Annotated in this window: 12 protein-coding genes; 5 read left to right on the forward strand and 7 right to left on the reverse strand. The window is 65.8% G+C overall.

Translation table 11 applies throughout. The annotated features are described in order from the left end of the window. Positions 1-11: 11 nt before the first annotated feature. From CJ010_RS19800 to CJ010_RS19825, 6 genes are all read right to left on the reverse strand, one after another. Positions 12-2,084: an LTA synthase family protein gene (locus tag CJ010_RS19800; protein ID WP_141019644.1), complete on the reverse strand. Its 2,073-nt coding sequence runs from the start codon at positions 2,082-2,084 to the stop codon at positions 12-14. 30 nt (positions 2,085-2,114) lie between these two features. After that, positions 2,115-2,972, reverse strand: a complete 858-nt coding sequence (locus CJ010_RS19805; RefSeq protein ID WP_141019645.1) for a hypothetical protein — start codon at positions 2,970-2,972, stop codon at positions 2,115-2,117. 122 nt (positions 2,973-3,094) lie between these two features. Then, on the reverse strand, positions 3,095-6,613 hold the full coding sequence (dnaE, locus tag CJ010_RS19810) for a DNA polymerase III subunit alpha (protein WP_141019646.1): 3,519 nt from the start codon (positions 6,611-6,613) through the stop codon (positions 3,095-3,097). Between the two features lie 41 nt (positions 6,614-6,654). Beyond that, positions 6,655-7,629, reverse strand: coding sequence for a quinone oxidoreductase (locus CJ010_RS19815; protein ID WP_141019647.1), 975 nt, complete (start codon positions 7,627-7,629; stop codon positions 6,655-6,657). Between the two features lie 25 nt (positions 7,630-7,654). Further along, on the reverse strand, positions 7,655-8,830 hold the full coding sequence (locus CJ010_RS19820) for a phospholipase A (RefSeq protein WP_141019648.1): 1,176 nt from the start codon (positions 8,828-8,830) through the stop codon (positions 7,655-7,657). Positions 8,831-8,991: 161 nt separating this feature from the next. Beyond that, a complete protein-coding gene (locus CJ010_RS19825; protein WP_141019649.1) occupies positions 8,992-11,280 on the reverse strand; it encodes an NADP-dependent malic enzyme in 2,289 nt (762 codons plus the stop codon). A gap of 345 nt (positions 11,281-11,625) precedes the next feature. Between CJ010_RS19825 and CJ010_RS19830 the strand changes: the two genes are divergently transcribed. Continuing rightward, positions 11,626-12,405 carry a ParA family protein gene (locus CJ010_RS19830; RefSeq protein WP_141019650.1) on the forward strand — a complete coding sequence of 260 codons (780 nt, stop codon included), beginning with the start codon at positions 11,626-11,628 and terminating at the stop codon, positions 12,403-12,405. Positions 12,406-12,448: 43 nt separating this feature from the next. Here the strand turns inward: CJ010_RS19830 and CJ010_RS19835 are convergent, their stop codons facing one another. Continuing rightward, on the reverse strand, positions 12,449-14,662 hold the full coding sequence (locus CJ010_RS19835) for a UvrD-helicase domain-containing protein (protein WP_141019651.1): 2,214 nt from the start codon (positions 14,660-14,662) through the stop codon (positions 12,449-12,451). A 331-nt stretch (positions 14,663-14,993) separates the two neighbouring features. Between CJ010_RS19835 and CJ010_RS19840 the strand changes: the two genes are divergently transcribed. From CJ010_RS19840 to holA, 4 genes are all read left to right on the forward strand, one after another. Next, complete coding sequence (locus CJ010_RS19840) at positions 14,994-15,320, forward strand: hypothetical protein (protein WP_141019652.1); 327 nt, start codon at positions 14,994-14,996, stop codon at positions 15,318-15,320. A 227-nt stretch (positions 15,321-15,547) separates the two neighbouring features. Continuing rightward, positions 15,548-18,169, forward strand: a complete 2,622-nt coding sequence (leuS, locus tag CJ010_RS19845) for a leucine--tRNA ligase (protein WP_141019653.1) — start codon at positions 15,548-15,550, stop codon at positions 18,167-18,169. Positions 18,170-18,180: 11 nt separating this feature from the next. Further along, positions 18,181-18,693 (forward strand): LPS assembly lipoprotein LptE, encoded by a 513-nt coding sequence (lptE, locus tag CJ010_RS19850; protein WP_141019654.1) that lies wholly within the window; start codon positions 18,181-18,183, stop codon positions 18,691-18,693. After that, complete coding sequence (gene holA, locus CJ010_RS19855) at positions 18,690-19,700, forward strand: DNA polymerase III subunit delta (RefSeq protein ID WP_141019655.1); 1,011 nt, start codon at positions 18,690-18,692, stop codon at positions 19,698-19,700. Before lptE ends, holA begins: the two co-directional genes overlap by 4 nt. Positions 19,701-19,765: the final 65 nt, after the last annotated feature.

Here is a 19,765-nt window from a genome sequence, read left to right on the forward strand (position 1 = left end):
GAGCTGCCGGCCTACTGCTGGACCTTGGCCACGCCGGCCGTGTTGTCGAGCAGGCTGCGCGTCGCCGTCTGCAGGAAGGCCTGCAGACGCCTCCCCATCGCTGCTTCGCTGGCGGCATCCTGGATGCGCTCGCTGCGCGGCTTTGCCCCGAGCTGATAGGCATAAAGGCGCGGCTCCATGTCCTTGGGCTGAACCAGAATGTGCCCACCCTCGACGATGGCCACCGTCTGGTCGCTGCCGGAAGGCTTGATCACCCCGCGCCCCTCGTCGCCGGCCGGCAGTGTCAGCAGGTCGCGCCCCCAGCACTGGTGACGCACCTCGCCGCCGAGCCGCCCCATGATGGTCGGCACGACGTCGATCTGGGTGCCGACGGTATCGCGGCGCTCGCCGAAAGCCTGGCGGATGCCGGGGCCTATCATCAGCAGCGGCACGTTGAAGCGGTGAAGGTCCATTTCGGTCAGCTGCTCGTCGGCACCGAAGCCGTGATCGCCGACCACCACGAACAGCGTGTCCTTGAAGTAGGCCGACTGGCGCGCCTTATCGAAGAACTGGCCAAGCGCCCAATCGGAATAGCGCATCGCGGTCAGATGTTCGTCGAGTGCGCCGTGGCCCGTCACCCGCTCTACCGGCAGTTGGCTGGGCAACGCATACGGGGTGTGGTTGGAAAGCGACTGCAGCAGCGCGTAGAAAGGCTTGCCGTCGAAGCCCCTGGCGAGTTCCTCGGCGCCGCGCTCGAACATGTCCTGGTCGGACACGCCCCAGGTCGGATCGGAGAAGGCCGGATTAACGTAGTCGCCACGGCCGATAAAGCGCGTCATCCCCTGGTTGCTGAAGAAGCCCGACTGATTGTCCCAGGTGAAGTCGCCGTTATAGACGTAGATGTCCTCGAACTCGCGCGCGCTCAGCAGCTGCGGCAGGCCGGAGAAACGATGGCCGCCTTCCGGCATCTGCATCAAGTACTCGAAGCCGGGCAGATTGGGGAAGCAGGCCATGGTGGCGAACATGCCCTGGTGGGTGTGGGTGCCGTTCGAGAAGAAGCGGGTAAACAGCAGGCCCTCCTGCGCCAGCCGGTCGAAGTTGGGCGTAATGCCGTCCGGGTTGCCGAGCGCGCCGACATAATGCCCGCCAAAGCTCTCGAGCAGGATCACCACCACGTTGCGGATCCGCAGCGTGCCTTGGGCGGGCGGCGTGTAGTCCCGGCGCAACGCGGCGCCGTCGGCATCAACCAGCCGGTCGGCCGGAGACAGCAGCATCTCGCGCACGATGCGGGTGGCCTCCTGCTGCGGCAACGTCGCCTTCCAGATCTTGTCACCGGATTCGAAGTAGCGTGCCTTGGCCGCCGCGATCAGGGTCAGGCTGCCATTGAGGCCGAGCTGGTTGGCGAACATGGATTCGGTCGTGTAGGCGTCGCCCCAGCGCATCGGCGGACCGTGACGCAAGGTACCGCGCGCCGCCACCACCGACACCGCCAGGCATAGCAACAGAGTCAGCCAGCGCCAGTGACTGGCGGGGTGAGCAGCCTGGGCCGCAATCTGGACCGCCGGCCGGGTGCGACGGTCGATCACGGCAAAAACCTTCGCCATCAGCCAGGAGCCCAGCGCCCAGGCAAGCAGGTAGCGCAGCACCGGGAAGCCGTACCAGAGCATGCTCATCACCGTGCCGGGGTCTTCCTGCACGTACTGGAAGACCAGGCTGTTCAAGCGCTGGTGGAATTCACGGTAGAAATCGAGTTCGATCAGGCCGAGGAAGAGCGTGACGCTTGCCGCCAGCGTCAGCCAGGCGCGCTGCAACCGGCGCGCCGCCATCGCCCGCAGGCTGAACAGCACAAACAATAGCGGCAGGCAGAGATAGACCACCAGCCTCAGATCGAAGCGCAGGCCGGTGGCGAAGGCCTCGACGAAGGTCGATGCGGGCGTGTCGCCAATCTGCGCCCGGTTGTAGACCAGCATGGCCACGCGCAGCAGCGAGTACATCACCAGCAGCGCGACGGCGGACAGGCCGGTGAACGCGAGATGGGCGCCGATGCCCGGCGGGATGACGGTAGCGGATCGATGCGGCGTGCCTGCCGCGGCCGATTGACTCATGTGTGGGATTCCGATGGTCTGAAAGCGGCTTCAGCGCGTGATTTCGAGGATGCGATCACGCCCCTGCTCGGCAAGGAGGTAGCGATGCTCGCCAAAGGGCAGGATGGTCTGGGCCGATCGCAAGTGGCTGAGAATGGTCTGCAGGCGGCCGGCAGCGTCGACCAGCAGCAGGCGGGCAAGGTGCGTGGCGTCTTCGGTGATCCACAGGCCGGCGCGGTCGCACATCAGGAAGCCGGGCTCGTTGAGCCCCTGGGCGACGATGCTGTCGTTTCCATCGTCTCGCAGCTGCTTGACCCAGCCGCGCTTCTTCTCGAGATAGAACACGCGACCGTCCGGACAGACCGCGACGCCTTCGGCGACCTCCAGATCCCTGCGCAGCACGCGCACTTCGCCCTTGTCCGGATCGAAACGCAACAGGCGCGCGTGTTGCGGCCGGTCTTCGATCGCGTAGAGAAAATGACCGTCGGTCGCCAATTCCTCGACGTCGCGCCCCGGGAACAGCACCTCGTCACGGTCGCCGTGCCACCAGCGCACCGGCGCCTCCCCCGCTTCCTGAGAGTAGGCGATGCCGCCCCGGTAGCGGATCATGCCGTCCAGCTTGGAGAGTCCGTCCTTCACCGTACGCCGACTGCCGTCGCTGCCGATCTGCAGGATGCGGCCCTTGCCGTGCTTGAGCTCGAGGCTGGCGAAAACGCCGCCCTGGCCGTCGGCCGCGAGCGCGCTGACCACCGGCAGCCGGTCGATCAGGACGCGATGCTGCCAGTCCGCGACGTCACGGACGGGGTAGTAGTGCTGCCAGGCCAGGAAACCGAAACCGGCGCAGGCGAGAACGGCCACCAGAGCCAACAGACGGCCCAACCCGACGCGACGCGATGTATGCCCCTCCATGCCGGCTGTGCCCTCCGCATTGCAGTCGCTTGCGCGACTGGGGTGGAAAACACCGGACTGTGCAGGAGGGAACGTAAAGATTTCGTCAAACTGCCTGCACAGCGTGGACGTGCATCAAACGTTCAGCTGGGGTAGTCGATCTCCACCGCCTCCGCCGGCAGCCAGCCGCGCAGGCTGTCGAGCAGCGCCTCCTCCAGCTTCACCCGCCAACGCTGGCCGAGCGGCAGATCGGCCTCGGCGACGTCGTTGATGTAGCGCACCCGCACCGGGCAGCCGGGCATACCGTTGGCGCCGTTCTCGCAGAAGGGCTCGAGCAGGGACTGCAGGCGGTCGGCGGCGGCGACCGCATTCTTCGCCTCGCCGTTGAGCCGCAGGTTGAGGCCGCGGGCGAAGCGGCTGCGCGCCTCGCCCAGGGTCATCAGCTTGTCGGCGATGATGCGCAGGCCGTTCTCGCCAGCGAAGTCATCGCGGCTGACCTTGCCTTCGACCACCAGGACTTCGTCGGTGACGATCTTGCCGCGGTTGGCATCGAGCACCTCGGAATACACCGCGATCTCGCGCGGCTGGGTGCCGTCGTCGAGTTGCACAAACATCATCTTGCCGCGGTTGCCCATCTTGACCCGCACCTCCATCACCACGCCGGCCATCATCGCCAGATCGCGCGAGGGTTCGAGCTGGGCCAGGGTACGCCGCACGAAGCGCCGCACCTCGCCCTTGAAGGCGTTGAAGGGATGACCGGACAGGAAGAAGCCGATCGCGGTTTTTTCCTCCTTCAGCCGTTCGCGCTCGGTCCATGGCCGCACATTGGCGAACTCCAGCGCCGCGCCGGCCGCTTCCGGCACCATGTCGAAGAGGCCGCCCTGCATCGCGTTGGCGGCAGCCTGCTCGGCTGCCTCCATCGCCAGCGGCACCGTCGCCATCACCTGGGCGCGGTCGCGGCCCTTGTGGCCTTCGAGCGTATCCATCGCACCGGCGCGGATCAGCGCTTCGAGCACGCGGCGATTGACCAGGCGGCGGTCGACGCGCTCGCAGAAATCGAACAGATCGCGATAGGGCTTGCCCTGGCGCCCGGCGATGATCGCGCGTACCGCCGGCTCGCCGCAGCCCTTCACCGCGCCGAGCCCGTAGCGGATGGTCTTGCGGTCCACCGGCACGAAGCGGTAGTCGGATTCGTTCACATCCGGCGGCAGGATGGCGATCTTGTTGGCGAGGGTGTCCTCGAAGAAGATCTTGACGGTGTCGGTGTTGTCCAGGTCGGACGACATCGTCGCCGCCATGAAGGCCGCGCAGTGGTGCGCCTTCAGCCAGGCGGTGTGGTAGGTGACGACCGCATAGGCCGCGGTGTGCGACTTGTTGAAGCCGTACTCCGCGAACTTGGTCATCAGGTCGAAAAGCTGCTCGGCCAGTGCCGGATCGTAGCCCTTCTGCCTGGCGCCGTCGGCGATGGTGGCGCGGTGCTTGGCCATCTCGTCGGCTTTCTTCTTGCCCATCGCGCGCCGCAGCATATCGGCGCCACCCAGGGTGTAGCCACCGATGATCTGGCTGATCTGCATCACCTGTTCCTGGTACACGATGACGCCGTAGGTCGGTTCCAGACAGGCTTTGAGGTCGGGGTGGAAGTAGTCGATCTCCTGCTGGCCTTTCTTCCGCAGGATGAAGTCATCCACCATCCCGGAGCCGAGCGGGCCGGGGCGGTAGAGCGCGAGCACCGCGATGATGTCTTCGAAGCGGTCGGGCGCGAGCTTCTTCAAGAGCTTCTTCATCCCGTCCGATTCCACCTGGAAGATCGCCGTGGTGTTGGCGTCCTTCAGGATCTGGTAGGCGGCGGGATCCTGGAAGCCCAGGCTCATCAGGTCGACGCGCTCGCCGGTGAGGCGCTCCACGTAGTCCAGCGCGAGTTCGATAATCGTGAGGTTTCGCAGGCCGAGGAAGTCGAACTTCACCAGGCCGACCGCTTCGACGTCGTCCTTGTCGAACTGCGATACCGGTGTAGCGTCGTCGCCGTCGGCGATGTAGAGCGGGCAGAAGTCGGTGAGCTTGCCCGGCGCGATCAGCACGCCGCCGGCGTGCATGCCGACGCCGCGGGTCAGGCCTTCGAGTGGCTGGGCCAGATCCCACAGGGTCTGCACTGCCTCGCCGTCGTTGCCGTCCCTCATCATCTCGCCGATCTGCGGCTCCATCTCGTAGGCGCGCGCCAGCGACACCGGCTTGGCGCCTTCGATCGGGACCAGCTTGGACAGGCGGTCGCACAGGCCGTAGGGCATGTCGAGCACGCGGCCGACGTCACGCACCACCGCCTTGGAGGCGAGCGTGCCGAAGGTGGCGATCTGGCTCACCGCGTCCTTGCCGTAGCGCTCGCGCACGTATTCGATGACGCGGTAGCGGTTGTCCTGGCAGAAGTCGATGTCGAAGTCGGGCATCGACACCCGCTCCGGGTTGAGGAAGCGCTCGAACAGCAGCGCGTACTCCAGCGGATCGAGGTCGGTGATCTTGAGTGAATAGGCCACCAACGAGCCGGCGCCGGAACCCCGCCCGGGGCCGACCGGCACGCCGTTGTTCTTCCCCCACTGGATGAAGTCCGCCACAATCAGGAAGTAGCCGGGGAAACCCATCTGGATGATGGTGTCGGTCTCGAACTTAAGCCGCTCCTCGTAGCGCGGGCGCTGCTTCTCGCGCTCTTCCGGATGCGGGTAGAGCTGGACGAGGCGCTCTTCCAGACCCTTCTTCGCTTCCTGCACCAGGAAGTCGTCCAGCGTCATGCCCTCCGGCGTCGGGAACAGCGGCAGGAAGTTCTTGCCGAGCTGCACCGACACCGAGCAGCGGCGGGCGATTTCCACCGCGTTTTCGAGCGCTTCCGGGATGTCGGCGAACAGCGCGCACATCTCGTCCTGGCTCTTGAGGTATTGCTCCTCGGTGAAGTCGCGCGGCCGGCGCTTGTCGGCCAGCACATAGCCCTGGGCGATGCAGACGCGCGCCTCGTGCGCCTGGAAGTCCTCCGGCTTCAGGAACTGGACCGGGTGGGTCGCCACCACCGGCAGGTCGAGCCGGTTGGCGATCTGCAGCGCCTGGCGGATGTAAGCCTCGGTACCGGGATGGCCGGCGCGCTGGATCTCGATGTAGAAGGCGCCGGGAAACAGCCGCGACCAGTCGGCGGCCAGCCGTTCGGCGAGTTCGATGTTGCCGTTGACGATGGCCTGGCCGACATCGCCGAAGAAGGCACCCGACAGGCACAGCAGTTGGTCGGCGGCGCCGTTCTCGAACCACTCGCGGCGCAGTTCGGCGCGGCCGCGGTATTTGTTGTCGAGGTAGGCACGGGTCAGCAACTCGCACATCTGGCCGTAGCCTGCGCGATTCTTGCAGATCAGCAGCACGCGGTAGGGCTTGTCGCGCTCGGCCTCGTTCTGGATCCAGGCATCGACGCCGATGACGGGTTTGACGCCCTTGCCGCGGGCGCCCTTGTAGAACTTGACCATGCCGAAGAGGTTGGCAAGGTCGGAAATGCCCAGCGCCGGCATGCCATCGGCGGCCGCCTGGGCGATCGCCTGGTCGATCTGGACGATGCCGTCGGTGATCGAGTATTCGGTGTGCAGGCGAAGGTGAACGAAACGGGGGGCGTGAGGAGCGTGGTCTGCGGCAGTCATGGGGCGAATTTTACCCGAGGCCCGCGCCCCTCATACGACCGTTACGGCAGCAGGATGGTCGATCCGGTCGTGCGCCGAGCTTCGAGGTCGCGATGCGCCTGGGCGGCGTCCCGCAGCGCGTAGCGCTGGTTGATCTCTATCCTGACCTTGCCGGTGGCGAGCACCTCGAAGAGGTCCGCCGCCATCGTCAGCAGATCGGCGCGCTTCGCCGCATAGGTGAAGAGCGTCGGCCGCGTCAGGAACAGCGATCCCATCCTGGCCAGCACGCCGCAGTCGAAAGGCGGCACCGGGCCGGAAGCCGCCCCGAACAGCACCATCATGCCCAGCGGACGCAGGCAGGACAGCGAATCCATGAAGGTGTCCTTGCCGATGGAGTCGTACACCACCGGCACACCCTCGCCACCGGTGATCTCGCGCACGCGCTCGGCGAAGTTCTCGCGGGTGTAGACGATAGGGTGGTCGCAGCCATGGCCCCGTGCGACCGCCGCCTTCTCGTCGGAGCCGACGGTGCCTATCACCGTGGCGCCGAGCGCCTTGGCCCACTGGCAGACGATGGTGCCGACGCCGCCCGCTGCGGCGTGGATCAGGATGGTGTCGCCGGCCTGCACGCGATAGGTGCGCCGCAGCAGGTATTGCGCGGTGAGCCCCTGCAGCATCATCGCCGCACCCTGCTCGAAGCCGATCGCGTCCGGCAGTTTCACCAGGCATTGGGCAGGCATGTTGCGCACTTCGGCGTAGGCGCCGAGCGGGCCGCCGGCATAGGCGACGCGGTCGCCCACCGCGACATCGGTCACGCCCTCGCCGACCGCCTCCACCACGCCCGCGCCCTCCAGGCCGATACCCGAAGGCAGGCTGACCGGATACAGGCCGGACCGGTGGTAGGTATCGATGTAGTTGAGACCGACCGCGTGGTGGCGCACGCGCGCCTCGCCCGCAGCCGGAGCGGCCAGATCCACCGCCTCCCATTGCAGGACTTCGGGACCGCCGGTCTGATGGAAGCGGATGGCGTGGCTCATGCGGGTCTCCTGGCGCGTGCGGCGCTCATCTGACGATGGAAAAGCCGATTCTAATCTGGGGATCGTGCGACTCGTTGTAGTCGAGCAGGGTCTCGCCGTAACCGTTGAAATACTGCAGGTGCAGGAAGGCGCCGACCCCGGAGAACACGCTGCGACGCAGCGGATAGGACAGATCGAGCTGGGAGCTGCCGACGCCGGCGGTGCCGCGGCGGAGTTGGGCCGCCAGCATCAGGCCGTCGTCGCGACCGAAACGCAGGCCGAGTTCGGCATAGCCGCGATAGCGTGCGATGTCGGGGTTGTCCTCCTTGTCGATGTAGCTCCACAGCTTGGGCGACACCCCGAGGTAGGTTTCGCCGTCGCCGAAGTAGTAGCGGGCATCGGCACGCAAGAAGAGCGTGTCGATGCTGCGCGACTCGGTGCCGCCGCGACCGTTGGACTCGTGCTCGTAGCCACCCGACAAGGCGAGCGACGCGCCGTCGCTCGGATCGAGCAGCTTCCACTGGTAGAACAGCGAAGGCCGGAAGCTGGTATCGCGGAAGGGCTTGGAGTCCGACTCGAGATCCCACAATGACGTCTGGGTGAAGCCGAAATACAGCCCGCGCGTCACCGGCAGAGTCTCGGCCACCACCCCCTGATCGTCGAACAGGCGGTAGCGGAAGCTCAACTGGTAGCGCGCAGCATGCGGATTGCGCCCGCCGACGACGAAATACATCGGTTCATGGAAGCCGAGCGGCGCCGGCTGTGCCGGCTCGGCACTGGGGCGCTGTACCGCGACGTCGGCCGTGCCGGCTGCGGCCGCGGCCTGGGCGGTCTCCACCGCCGTGCGCGTCGCGGCCCCGGCATCGAGCAGCAGCCGTGCCGATGCAGCCTCGCGCAGCGACAAGGTGGCCACGCCGACCACTTCCTGTGGCCAGGTGCCGATGTAGCGCCGCTGTTCGCCCTGCCCTGGCAGCGCGATCGCCACCAGCTCCACCGCGATGCGCGGACCGTTGTCGGGCAGCTCGATCTGTGCCGGCAAGCGCGCCGGCAAGCTCTGCGTGCCGGCTGGAGCGATGACGATCACTTCGAAGGCGTGCCCGGGCACGACCCTGGGTTCGGGGGTCGCCAGCAGCCAGGCACTGGCTGCCGCCGCTGGAGCGAAGCTGCTGACGGCAGCCAGTGCCAGCAGCCGCAGTACAGGAAAGCGCGCGCGTAAGCTCAATCGGAACCTCGCCTAAGCATGAAATTCCAACGATTCTAGCGATGCAGCACCTTCCGCACGGTTAGGAATCATTTCCATTTGTCCAAACGGAAACGCGGCACAAACAAAAAGGGCGCCGCAAGCCCGCGGCGCCCTCCGTTGGCCGGAATCGACCGATCCACCTACACGCGGCGCGACTCCTGCGCGTCCACCACCGCCAGCGCGGTGATGTTCACCAGCCGGCGCACGGTGGCCGAGGGGGTCAGGATGTGCACCGGCTTGGCGGCGCCGAGCAGGATGGGCCCCACCGACACGCCGTCGCCGTTGGCGATCTTCATCAGGTTGAAGGAGATGTTGGCGGCGTCGAGGTTGGGCATCACCAGCAGATTGGCTTCGCCGACCAGCGAAGAATCCGGATGCACCTTGTTGCGAATCTCCACCGACAGCGCGGCGTCGCCGTGCATCTCGCCATCACATTCGAGTTCGGGCGCCAGCTTGCGCAGCAGCTCGCTCGCCTCGCGCATCTTGCGTGCCGATGCGGAACGGGAGCTGCCGAAGTTGGAATGCGACAGCAGCGCGACGCGCGGCTCGATACCGAAGCGACGCAGTTCCTCGGCCGCCATGCGGGCGATCTCGGCCACTTCCTCGGCGTTCGGGTTCTCGTTCACATAGGTATCGGTGATGGCCAGCGTGCGCTTGGGCAGCAGCAGCAGGTTCATCGCGGCGAACTGCTTGGCCCCCGCACGCAGGCCGATGACGTCCTCGACGTGCTGGAAGTGGTAATCGTAGGTGCCGAAGGTGCCGCAGACCAGCGCGTCGGCGTCACCGGTGCGGAGCAGCATCGCGCCGATCAGCGTGGTGTCGCGACGCATCTTGGCCTTGGCGATGTCGGGCGTGACGCCGTCACGGCCCTTGAGGCGGTAGTACTCGTTCCACAGGTCGCGGTAGCGCGGATCGGACTCCGGATTGACGATGTCGAAATCGCGCTCCGGCACCAGGTTGAGGCCGATCTTCTTGATCCGCATCTCGATCACGCTGGGGCGCCCGACCAGGATGGGACGGGCCAGGCCTTCGTCGATGACCACGCGGGCGGCATGCAGCACGCGCTCGTCTTCGCCTTCCGCGTACACCACGCGCTTTTGCGCAAGCGGAACGCGTTTGGCGGCAGAGAACACCGGCTTCATGACGATGCCGGAGGTGTAGACGAAGTCGGTCAGGCTGGCAACGTAAGCGTCGAAGTCCTCGATCGGGCGCGACGCCACGCCGGACTCCATCGCGGCCCGGGCCACCGCCGGCGCGATCTTGACGATCAGGCGCGGGTCGAAGGGCTTGGGAATGATGTACTCGGGGCCGAAGCTGAGTTCGGCGCCACCGTAGGCCGAAGCCACCATGTCGTTCTGCTCGGCCTGGGCCAGTTCGGCGATGGCCTTCACGCAGGCGAGCTTCATCTCTTCATTGATCGTGGTGGCGCCGACGTCGAGCGCACCGCGGAAGATGAAGGGGAAGCACAGCACATTGTTGACCTGGTTCGGGAAGTCCGAGCGGCCGGTGGCGATGATGCAATCCGGGCGTACCGCCTTGGCGTCGGCGGGCAGGATCTCCGGATTCGGGTTGGCGAGCGCGAAGATCAGCGGCTTGTCGGCCATCTTCGCCACCATCTCGGGCTTGAGCACGCCGGCGGTGGACAGGCCGAGGAAGACGTCGGCGCCGACGATCACGTCGCCCAGCGTGCGGGCGTCGGTGACTTGGGCGTAGCGCGCCTTGGTCGGCTCCATGTTCTCTTCACGGCCCTGGTAGATCACGCCCTTGGAGTCGCAGACATAGACGTTCTCGCGCTTGAGGCCGACGCTGAGCATCATGTCGAGGCAGGCGATCGCGGCGGCACCGGCGCCGGAGCAGACCAGCTTGACCTCGGCGATGTTCTTGCCGATGACCTTCAGGCCGTTGATCAGGCCGGCGGCGGAAATGATGGCGGTGCCGTGCTGGTCATCGTGGAAGACCGGGATCTTCATCCGCTCGCGCAGCTTCTTCTCGATGTAGAAGCACTCCGGCGCCTTGATGTCTTCAAGATTGATGCCGCCGAGCGTGGGCTCGAGCGAGGCGATGATCTCGATCAGCTTGTCCGGGTCGTTCTCGGCGAGTTCGATGTCGAACACGTCGATATTGGCGAACTTCTTGAACAGGCAGCCCTTGCCTTCCATGACCGGCTTGGCCGCCAGCGGGCCGATGTTGCCCAGACCGAGCACCGCGGTGCCGTTGGTGACGACCCCCACCAGGTTGCCGCGGCTGGTGAGTTCGCGCGCTTCAGCCGGATCGGCCACGATGGCGTCGCAGGCGGCGGCGACGCCGGGGGAATAGGCCAGCGCCAGATCGCGCTGGTTGGTGAGACCTTTGGTGGGGACGACCGAAATCTTGCCGCGCGTCGGTGCACGGTGATAGTCCAGCGCCGCGGCGATGAAATCCTGATCCATTGTTCTTCCTCTCGGAACGGTGTGGGTATGAGCGTCGGGCGAAATCCAGGCGCGCGCCGCCGCCTCGCCAACTGGGACCATTCGCAGCGTCTTGGATTTTGATCGGCGCTCGGCGCCGTGCCGCGAACCGGGTCTCGGAGACCCGCATGCCGCCGGCTTCGGGGAGTAGGCCGTAGCGGACATGAATGATGACGAGCGCCGAGTGTACCGCAGGGCCGCAGCCTTGGGCAGTGGGCCGGGGCGCTTGTCACCCCCCGGATATCCGCAAACCGGGCAGAATCCCGTCGGTACGATGGATTTTTGGCACAATGTGCCGACAAGCGCACAGGGACAAAAGGGGAAGGAATGCGTCGCGTGGTTTTCAATCAGAAGGGCGGGGTCGGCAAATCGACGATCACCTGCAACCTGGCGGCAATCAGCGCCCATCAGGGTAAGCGCACGCTGGTGATCGATCTCGACCCCCAGGGCAATTCCACCCACTACCTGCTCGGCGCACCCGGGGACTCGCTCGACACCACCTTGGCCGACTTCTTCGACCAGACGCTCAATTTCAAGCTGAACCCCAAAGCCACCGGCGACTTCGTCGTCGCAACGCCCTTTGAAGGGCTGCACCTGATGCCCTCCCATCCGCAGCTCGAAGAACTGCAGGGCAAGCTCGAATCGCGCTACAAGATCTACAAGCTGCGCGATGCGCTCGACGAACTCGCCGCCGACTACGATTACATCTACATCGACACCCCGCCTGCGCTCAACTTCTACACCCGCTCGGCGCTGATCGCCGCCAATGCCTGCCTCATCCCGTTCGACTGCGACGACTTCTCACGGCGCGCGCTCTACTCGCTGCTGGAGAACGTCGAAGAGATCAAGGCCGACCACAATCGCAATCTGGCGGTCGAGGGCATCGTGGTCAATCAGTACCAGCCGCGGGCGAGCCTGCCGCAGAAAGTGGTGCAGGAACTGATCGCCGAAGGCCTGCCGGTCCTGGCGCCCTACCTCTCGGCATCGGTGAAGATCAAGGAATCCCACGAGCAGGCCAAGCCGATGATCCATCTCGAGCCCAAGCACAAGCTGTCGCAGGAGTTCGTCGCGCTGCACGACGCGCTGGCGCGCAAGTACGGCGTCTGACGGCGCGCGCCGGCGCGGGGCAACCGCGCCGGGCGTCCAAGCGCTATACCGGTTCCAGCTTCGCCACCGCGAGCAAGAGCCACTTCACCCCGGCCGGGCCGAAGTTGATCTGCACCTTGGCATCGGCCCCGCCGCCTTCGGCAGCCACGATCACCCCCTGACCGAACTTCGGATGCGCCACCGACTGGCCGATGCGCAGGCCGTTGGGCAATTGCGCAAAAGCCGGCCGCGGTGCGCGCTGCACCTGCGGACTGACGGACGGCTTGAAGTAGCCGCCACCCATGCCCCCCATCGCTCCACCCGCCGCCGAACGTGGATTGGGCGGCGTCAGCCACTTCATCAACGCCGCCGGGACCTCCTCCAGGAAGCGCGAACGCAGGTTGTAGCGCGTCTGGCCGTGCAGCATGCGGCTTTGTGCGAAGGACAGGTAGAGCCGCTCGCGCGCCCGCGTCACCGCCACGTACATCAGCCGCCGCTCTTCCTCCAGCCCCTCGGTTTCCAGGATGCTGTTTTCGTGCGGGAAAAGTCCTTCTTCCAGCCCGGAGACGAAGACCACGTTGAATTCCAGCCCCTTGGCAGAATGGACGGTCATCAGCTGGACCGCATCCGCGCCCTGGTCGGCCTGATGGTCACCCGCCTCGAGCGACGCATGGGCGAGGAAGTCTGCCAACAGGGCATGCGGCAGCGCCAGCGCCTCGGCGTCAGCATCGGACTCGGCAATGAAGTTGGCCGCGGCATTGAGCAGCTCGTCGAGGTTCTCGAGGCGCTCCTGGCCTTCCTTCTCGGCCTTGTAGTGCGCGCGCAGACCCGAGGTATCGAGCACGTGGTCGATCAGCTCCGGCAGCGCCAGACGCGCGGTATCGCGCCGCATGTCCTCGACCAGGCGCACGAACTGCGCCAGCACCGTCCCCGCCTTGCCCGAGAGATGCGGGACGGTGGCATACAGGCTGGTATTGAAGGTGCGCGCCGCGTCCTGCAATGCTTCGAGCGAGCGCGCGCCGATGCCGCGGGTAGGAAAGTTCACCACTCGCGCGAAGGCCGTGTCGTCGTCCGGATTGGCGATCAGTCGCAGATAGGCGAGCGCATGCTTGATCTCCTGGCGCTCGAAGAAGCGCAAGCCGCCATAGACGCGATATGGGATGCCGGCGGTGAACAGCTGATGCTCCAGGACCCGCGACTGCGCATTCGACCGGTACAACAGGGCAATCTCGCTGCGTAGCGCCCCGTCGCGCACCAGCGAGCGGATCTCGTCCACCACCCAGCGCGCCTCGTCACCGTCGGAAAAGGCTTCGAACACTCGGATAGGCTCGCCCGATCCCTGATCCGTCCACAGGTTCTTGCCAAGGCGGTTGGTGTTGTGGCGGATGATGGCATTGGCCGCGTCCAGGATGTTGCCGCGCGAGCGGTAGTTCTGCTCGAGACGGATGACGTTCTGCACCCGGAACTCGCGCTCGAAGTCGCGCATGTTGCCGACTTCTGCGCCGCGGAAGCGGTAGATGGACTGATCGTCGTCGCCAACGCAGAACAACACCGCGCCGCCTTCGCGGCCGTCGTCGGCCAACAGCTTCAGCCAACGGTATTGCAGCACATTGGTGTCCTGGAACTCATCGACCAGGATGTGACGGAAACGTCGCTGGTAATGCCGCCGCACCGGTTCGTTGCGCTCCAGCAACTCGTAGGTGCGCAGCAGCAACTCCGCAAAATCCACAACTGACTCGCGCTGGCACTGGGCGTCATACTCTTGGTAAAGCTGGACGCGCTGACGGGTGTAGTCGTCCCAGGCCTCGACCGCATGCGGCCGGATACCGGCCTCCTTCTGGCCATTGATGAAATGCTGCAGCTCCCGCGGGGGAAATTTCTCGTCGTCGACGTTGAGCGTCTTCAACAAGCGCTTGATTGCGGCAAGCTGGTCGGCTGAATCGAGGATCTGGAACAGCTGCGGCAGGCCGGCATCGCGGTGATGCGCCCGCAACAGGCGGTTGCACAGGCCATGAAAGGTGCCGATCCACATGTTGCGCGTGCTGATCGGCAGCATGCCAGCCAGCCTGGCGTGCATTTCCTTGGCCGCCTTGTTGGTAAATGTCACTGCGAGGATGCCGCCCTGGTCGACCTGGCCGGACTGGATCAGCCAGGCGATGCGGGTGGTGAGCACCTTGGTCTTGCCGGAGCCTGCGCCGGCCAGGATGAGCGCGTGCTGGGGCGGCAGCGTGACTGCCTGCAGCTGTTCGGTATTGAGGTTGGCGAGCAGATTGGACATCGGACTTCCTTTAGGTGCCGACATTCTACCTGCCCGCACCTACCGGCCCGGCATCCACACGACGCCGGCCCGGAAGCTTCGATCGCCGCACCGGGACTGTTGCTGCTTTGCAACACCCGACTTGAGCAAGCAAGGTTTTTCCACTATTTTTAAATTGTGCATAGCAACAAATTTATGAACTTGTTGGCACATCGCTGGACAAACAGCCCGTAACATTGAAGAAAATAGAGTCTCAACCCGTTTTTGCAGCACAACAATTGCGTTCATAAGGCACGGTCCACGAAACCGCCTGCCAACGCACAGGCCCTACCCGGCCCTCTGGAGAGCAACGATGCAAACACCCAAACTTCTGCCCTGGTATGCCCGCAAGGCGGGGGTATCGATCGAACGCGCCGAAACGCTGTGGCGCAAGGCCGTCCGCTACGCCACAGCCGAAACCGGCTGGGTCGGAACTTCCGAGTACTGGGGCGCGGCAATGGACAACTTCGTCCGCCTGCTTGAAGAAGAAAAGAACACGCTGTGCACGCCGCAGGTCACGCCACTGGTGCGCAGCCAGAACCGCATGTGGCTACTGCCGCTGATCGCCATGGAAGACGTGTTCACCGCCGTCTCCGCGAACTGGCAGCGTGCCGCAACCCAATCGCGCGAAGCCGCCTGAACGGCCTGCCCGACCGGCAAGAACACTGCGCGGCCGCCCAGGCGGTCGCATACCGTCTCCCTCCTCTCCTTCATTGGAGTTTGGCATCCAGCCCCTCGCTGGATGCCATTTTTTTGCCCGGCTGATTCCGCGCCGATGCCGTGACGAACCAAGGCGTTCGCGCGCCGCCCCCCGGCTTCGCGATATACTTTCGCGTTTTCAACGCCTTGAATTCCCGCACCCCGCCCATGCAGGACAAATACCATCCCGCAGCCGTCGAGACGGCCGCCCAGCAGCACTGGGAATCCACCGCGGCGTTCCGCGTCACCGAAGATGCGAGCCGGCCGAAGTACTACTGCCTGTCGATGTTCCCCTATCCGTCGGGCAAGCTGCACATGGGCCACGTGCGCAATTACACGATCGGCGACGTGCTCGCGCGCTTCCATCGCATGCGCGGCTACAACGTGCTGCAGCCCATGGGCTGGGACGCCTTCGGCATGCCGGCCGAGAACGCCGCGATCCAGAACAACGTACCGCCGGCGAAATGGACCTACGCCAACATCGACTACATGAAGGGTCAGCTCAAGCGGCTGGGCTTCGCCATCGACTGGTCGCGCGAGATCGCCACCTGCACGCCGGAGTACTACCGCTGGGAGCAGTGGCTGTTCACCCGCCTGTATGAGAAGGGCCTGATCTACAAGAAGCTCGGCACGGTGAACTGGGATCCGGTCGACGATACGGTGCTCGCCAACGAGCAGGTCATCGACGGCCGCGGCTGGCGTTCGGGCGCGCTGGTGGAAAAGCGCGAGATCCCGATGTACTACATGAAGATCACTGCCTACGCCGACGAGCTGCTCGAGGCGCTGGACGGCCTGCCCGGCTGGCCGGAGCAGGTCAAGCTGATGCAGAAGAACTGGATAGGCCGCTCCGAGGGCGTGGAGGTGCACTTCCCCTACGACCTCTCCACCATCGGCAGCTCGGGCGTGCTCAAGGTGTTCACCACTCGCGCCGACACCCTGATGGGCGCCACCTACGTCGCGGTGGCGGCCGAGCATCCGCTCGCCACCCAGGCGGCGGCCGGCAACCCCGAACTCGCCGCCTTCATCGACGAATGCAAGCACGGCGGCGTCGCCGAGGCCGACCTCGCAACGATGGAAAAGAAAGGCATGCCCACCGGCCTGCGTGTGGTCCATCCGCTCACCGGCGAATACCTGCCGGTGTGGGTGGCCAACTACGTGCTGATGGGCTACGGCGAAGGCGCGGTGATGGCCGTCCCGGCCCACGACGAACGCGACTTCGCCTTCGCCACCAAATACAAGCTGCCGATCAAGATGGTGGTGCGCTCCACCCACGACGCGTATGAAGACACCGTCGCGCCGTGGATCGACGCCTACGCCGAGCACGGCAAGCTGGTGAATTCCGGCAAGTACGACAACCTGCACTTCCAGGACGCGGTGGACGCCATCGCCGCCGACCTCGCCGCCAAGGGCCTGGGCAACAAGCGCGTGCAGTACCGCCTGCGCGACTGGGGCATCTCGCGCCAGCGCTACTGGGGCTGCCCGATCCCGATGATCCACTGCGACGACTGCGGCGACGTGGCGGTGCCGGACGAGCAGCTGCCGGTGGTGCTGCCGGAGAACGTCGAGATCACCGGCCGCGGCTCGCCGCTGGCCAAGATGCCCGAGTTCTACCAGTGCAGCTGCCCCAAGTGCGGCAAGCCGGCCCGGCGCGAAACCGACACCATGGACACCTTCGTCGAATCGTCCTGGTACTTCCTGCGCTACGCCGCGCCCGACAGCACCACCGCGATGGTCGATGAGCGGGTCAATTACTGGGCGCCGGTCGACCAGTACATCGGCGGCATCGAGCACGCCATCCTGCACCTGCTGTACTCGCGCTTCTTCACCCGCGCGATGCGCGACTGCGGCCTGGTCCAGGTCTCCGAGCCCTTCACCAACCTGCTCACCCAGGGCATGGTGGTGGCCGAGACCTATTACCGCGAGCTCGAGGGCGGCAAGAAGCTGTGGCTCAACCCGGCCGATGTCCAGGTCGAGCGCGACGAGCGCGGCCGCATCACCGCCGCCAGGCTCGCCAGCGACGGCCTGCCGGTAGTCATCGGCGGCACCGAGAAGATGTCGAAGTCGAAGAACAACGGCGTCGATCCGCAGTCCCTGGTCGACCAGTACGGCGCCGACACCGCGCGCCTGTTCATCATCTTCGCCGCGCCGCCCGACCAGCAACTGGAATGGTCTGACTCCGGCGTCGAGGGCGCGTCGCGCTTCCTGCGCCGGGTGTGGAACTTCGGCCACGCCTTCGCCAGCGAATTCCGCCCCGCGCTGCCGGCCACCCGTGCGCTGGCGGCCGGCACGCTGCCAGCCGCGCTGGCCGACGTGCGCCGCGAGATCCACACCCATCTCAAGCAGGCCAACTACGACTTCGGCAAGCACCAATTCAACACCGTGGTGTCGGCCGCGATGAAGATCCTCAACGCGCTCGAGAAGGCGCCGCGCGAGGATGCCGCCGCCCACGCCGAAGTCGCCGAGGAAGGCTTCTCCATCCTCGTCCGCCTGCTGTCGCCGATCACCCCGCACATCGCCCACGCGCTGTGGCAGGACTGCGGCTTCGGCGACGACCTCGTGCAGGCTGCCTGGCCCGAACCGCTCGAAGCCGCGCTCAAGCAGGACGAGATCGAGCTGATGCTGCAGGTCAATGGCAAGCTGCGCGGCGCCGTCAAGGTGGCAGCCGACGCCGGCAAGAGCGACATCGAAGCCCTGGCGCTGGCCTCCGAAGCCGCCCAGAAATTCATGGAGGGGAAGCCGCCGAAGAAGGTGGTCGTGGTCCCCGGCCGCCTCGTTAACATCGTGGTTTGAGGACTGCACGCATGCCCTCCCCTTTTTCCCGCCGCCGTTTCCTGACGGTAGCGGCGCTTGGCGCCGCCGTCACGCTGGGCGGCTGCGGATTCCGGCTGCGCGGACCGCAGCCGCTCGATTTCGCCACCATTCACGTCGGCGTCAGCGAATTCTCAGAACTGGGTGCGCTGCTACGCCGCCAGATCTCCACCAGCGGCACGACCACCGTAGTCGAGGACCCAGCCAAGGCCGACGTCAAGCTGCAGATGCTGGCCAACGAGCGTGAACGCGAGATTCTCAGCCTGACCGGCTCCGGCAAGGTGCGTGAATACCAACTCACCCAGCGCATGCGCTTCAGGCTGACCGACAAGTCGGGCGCCGAGCTGATTGCTCCGACCAACATCCTGGCCCGGCGCGAATACACCTTCGACGACTCCCTGATCCTCGGCAAGGAACAGGAAGAAGCCCTGCTGTTCAAAGACATGCAGACCGACCTTGTTCAGCAGCTGATGCGCCGTCTGGCCGTCGTCCGCCGCCCGCAGTGAACCTTCGCCCCGAACAGCTCCAGGCCCAGCTCGACAGACCGCTCGCGCCGCTCTGGGTACTGCACGGCAACGAGCCCCTGCTCGTTCTGGAAGCCGCCGACGCGATCCGCGCCGCGGCACGGCGGCAAGGCTACTCGGAACGCGAAACCCTGGTCGTCGGCCAGGGTTTTCGCTGGGATGCGCTCAGTCTCGCGGCAGGCAACATGTCGCTGTTCGGCGGCGCCAAGCTGATCGACCTGCGCATCCCCACCGGCAAACCGGGACGGGATGGCGGCGAGGCTTTGCAGCGTTACGCCAGCCAACTCCCCCAGGCGACCCTCACGCTTGTCACGCTGCCGGAGCTTGACTGGCAGGCTCGCAAGACGAGCTGGTTCAAGGCACTGACCGATCAAGGCACCGTCCTTGAGCTTAACGCCCCCGAACGCGAACGACTGCCTGGCTGGATTGCCCACAGGCTGGCCGCGCAACAGCAGTCGGCGGCGGCCGCGGCCCTCGCCTTCATCGCCGACCACGTGGAAGGCAACCTGCTGGCGGCCCATCAGGAAATCCTCAAGCTCGGCCTGCTCTACCCCGAAGGCTCGGCGCTCACCCTGGAACAGGTCCAGGACGCCGTGCTCAACGTCGCGCGTTACGATATCGACAAGCTGCGTCAGGCCGTACTCGACGGCGACCCCGCGCGCTGCGCCCGACTGCTGGAGGGTTTGCGCGGCGAGGGCGCAGCACCGCCCCTGATTCTCTGGGCGCTGGCCAACGAGACCCGCAGCCTGGCGGCCCTGCGCGCCGGGCAGGATGCAGGCCAACCGCTGGCGGCGCTGTTCAAGACCGAGCGCGTCTTCGACGAACGCCGCAAGCAGGCACTCACTCGCGCCCTCCAGCGCCTCAGCCTCGGAAAGCTGCGGGCCGCCCTGATGCACGCTGCGCGCATCGACCGGATGATCAAGGGGCTTGCCAGCGGCGACATCTGGGACGAGTTCCTGCAACTCACCTTGCGACTCGCACGCAACTGACCGCAGCAGCCAGCCGGCCAGCGTCACGCCCCCTTGAGTAAGCACATCCGGGGAATTCGGTGTTC

The sequence above is a fragment of the Azoarcus sp. DD4 genome (assembly GCF_006496635.1).
GTDB lineage: Bacteria > Pseudomonadota > Gammaproteobacteria > Burkholderiales > Rhodocyclaceae > Azoarcus.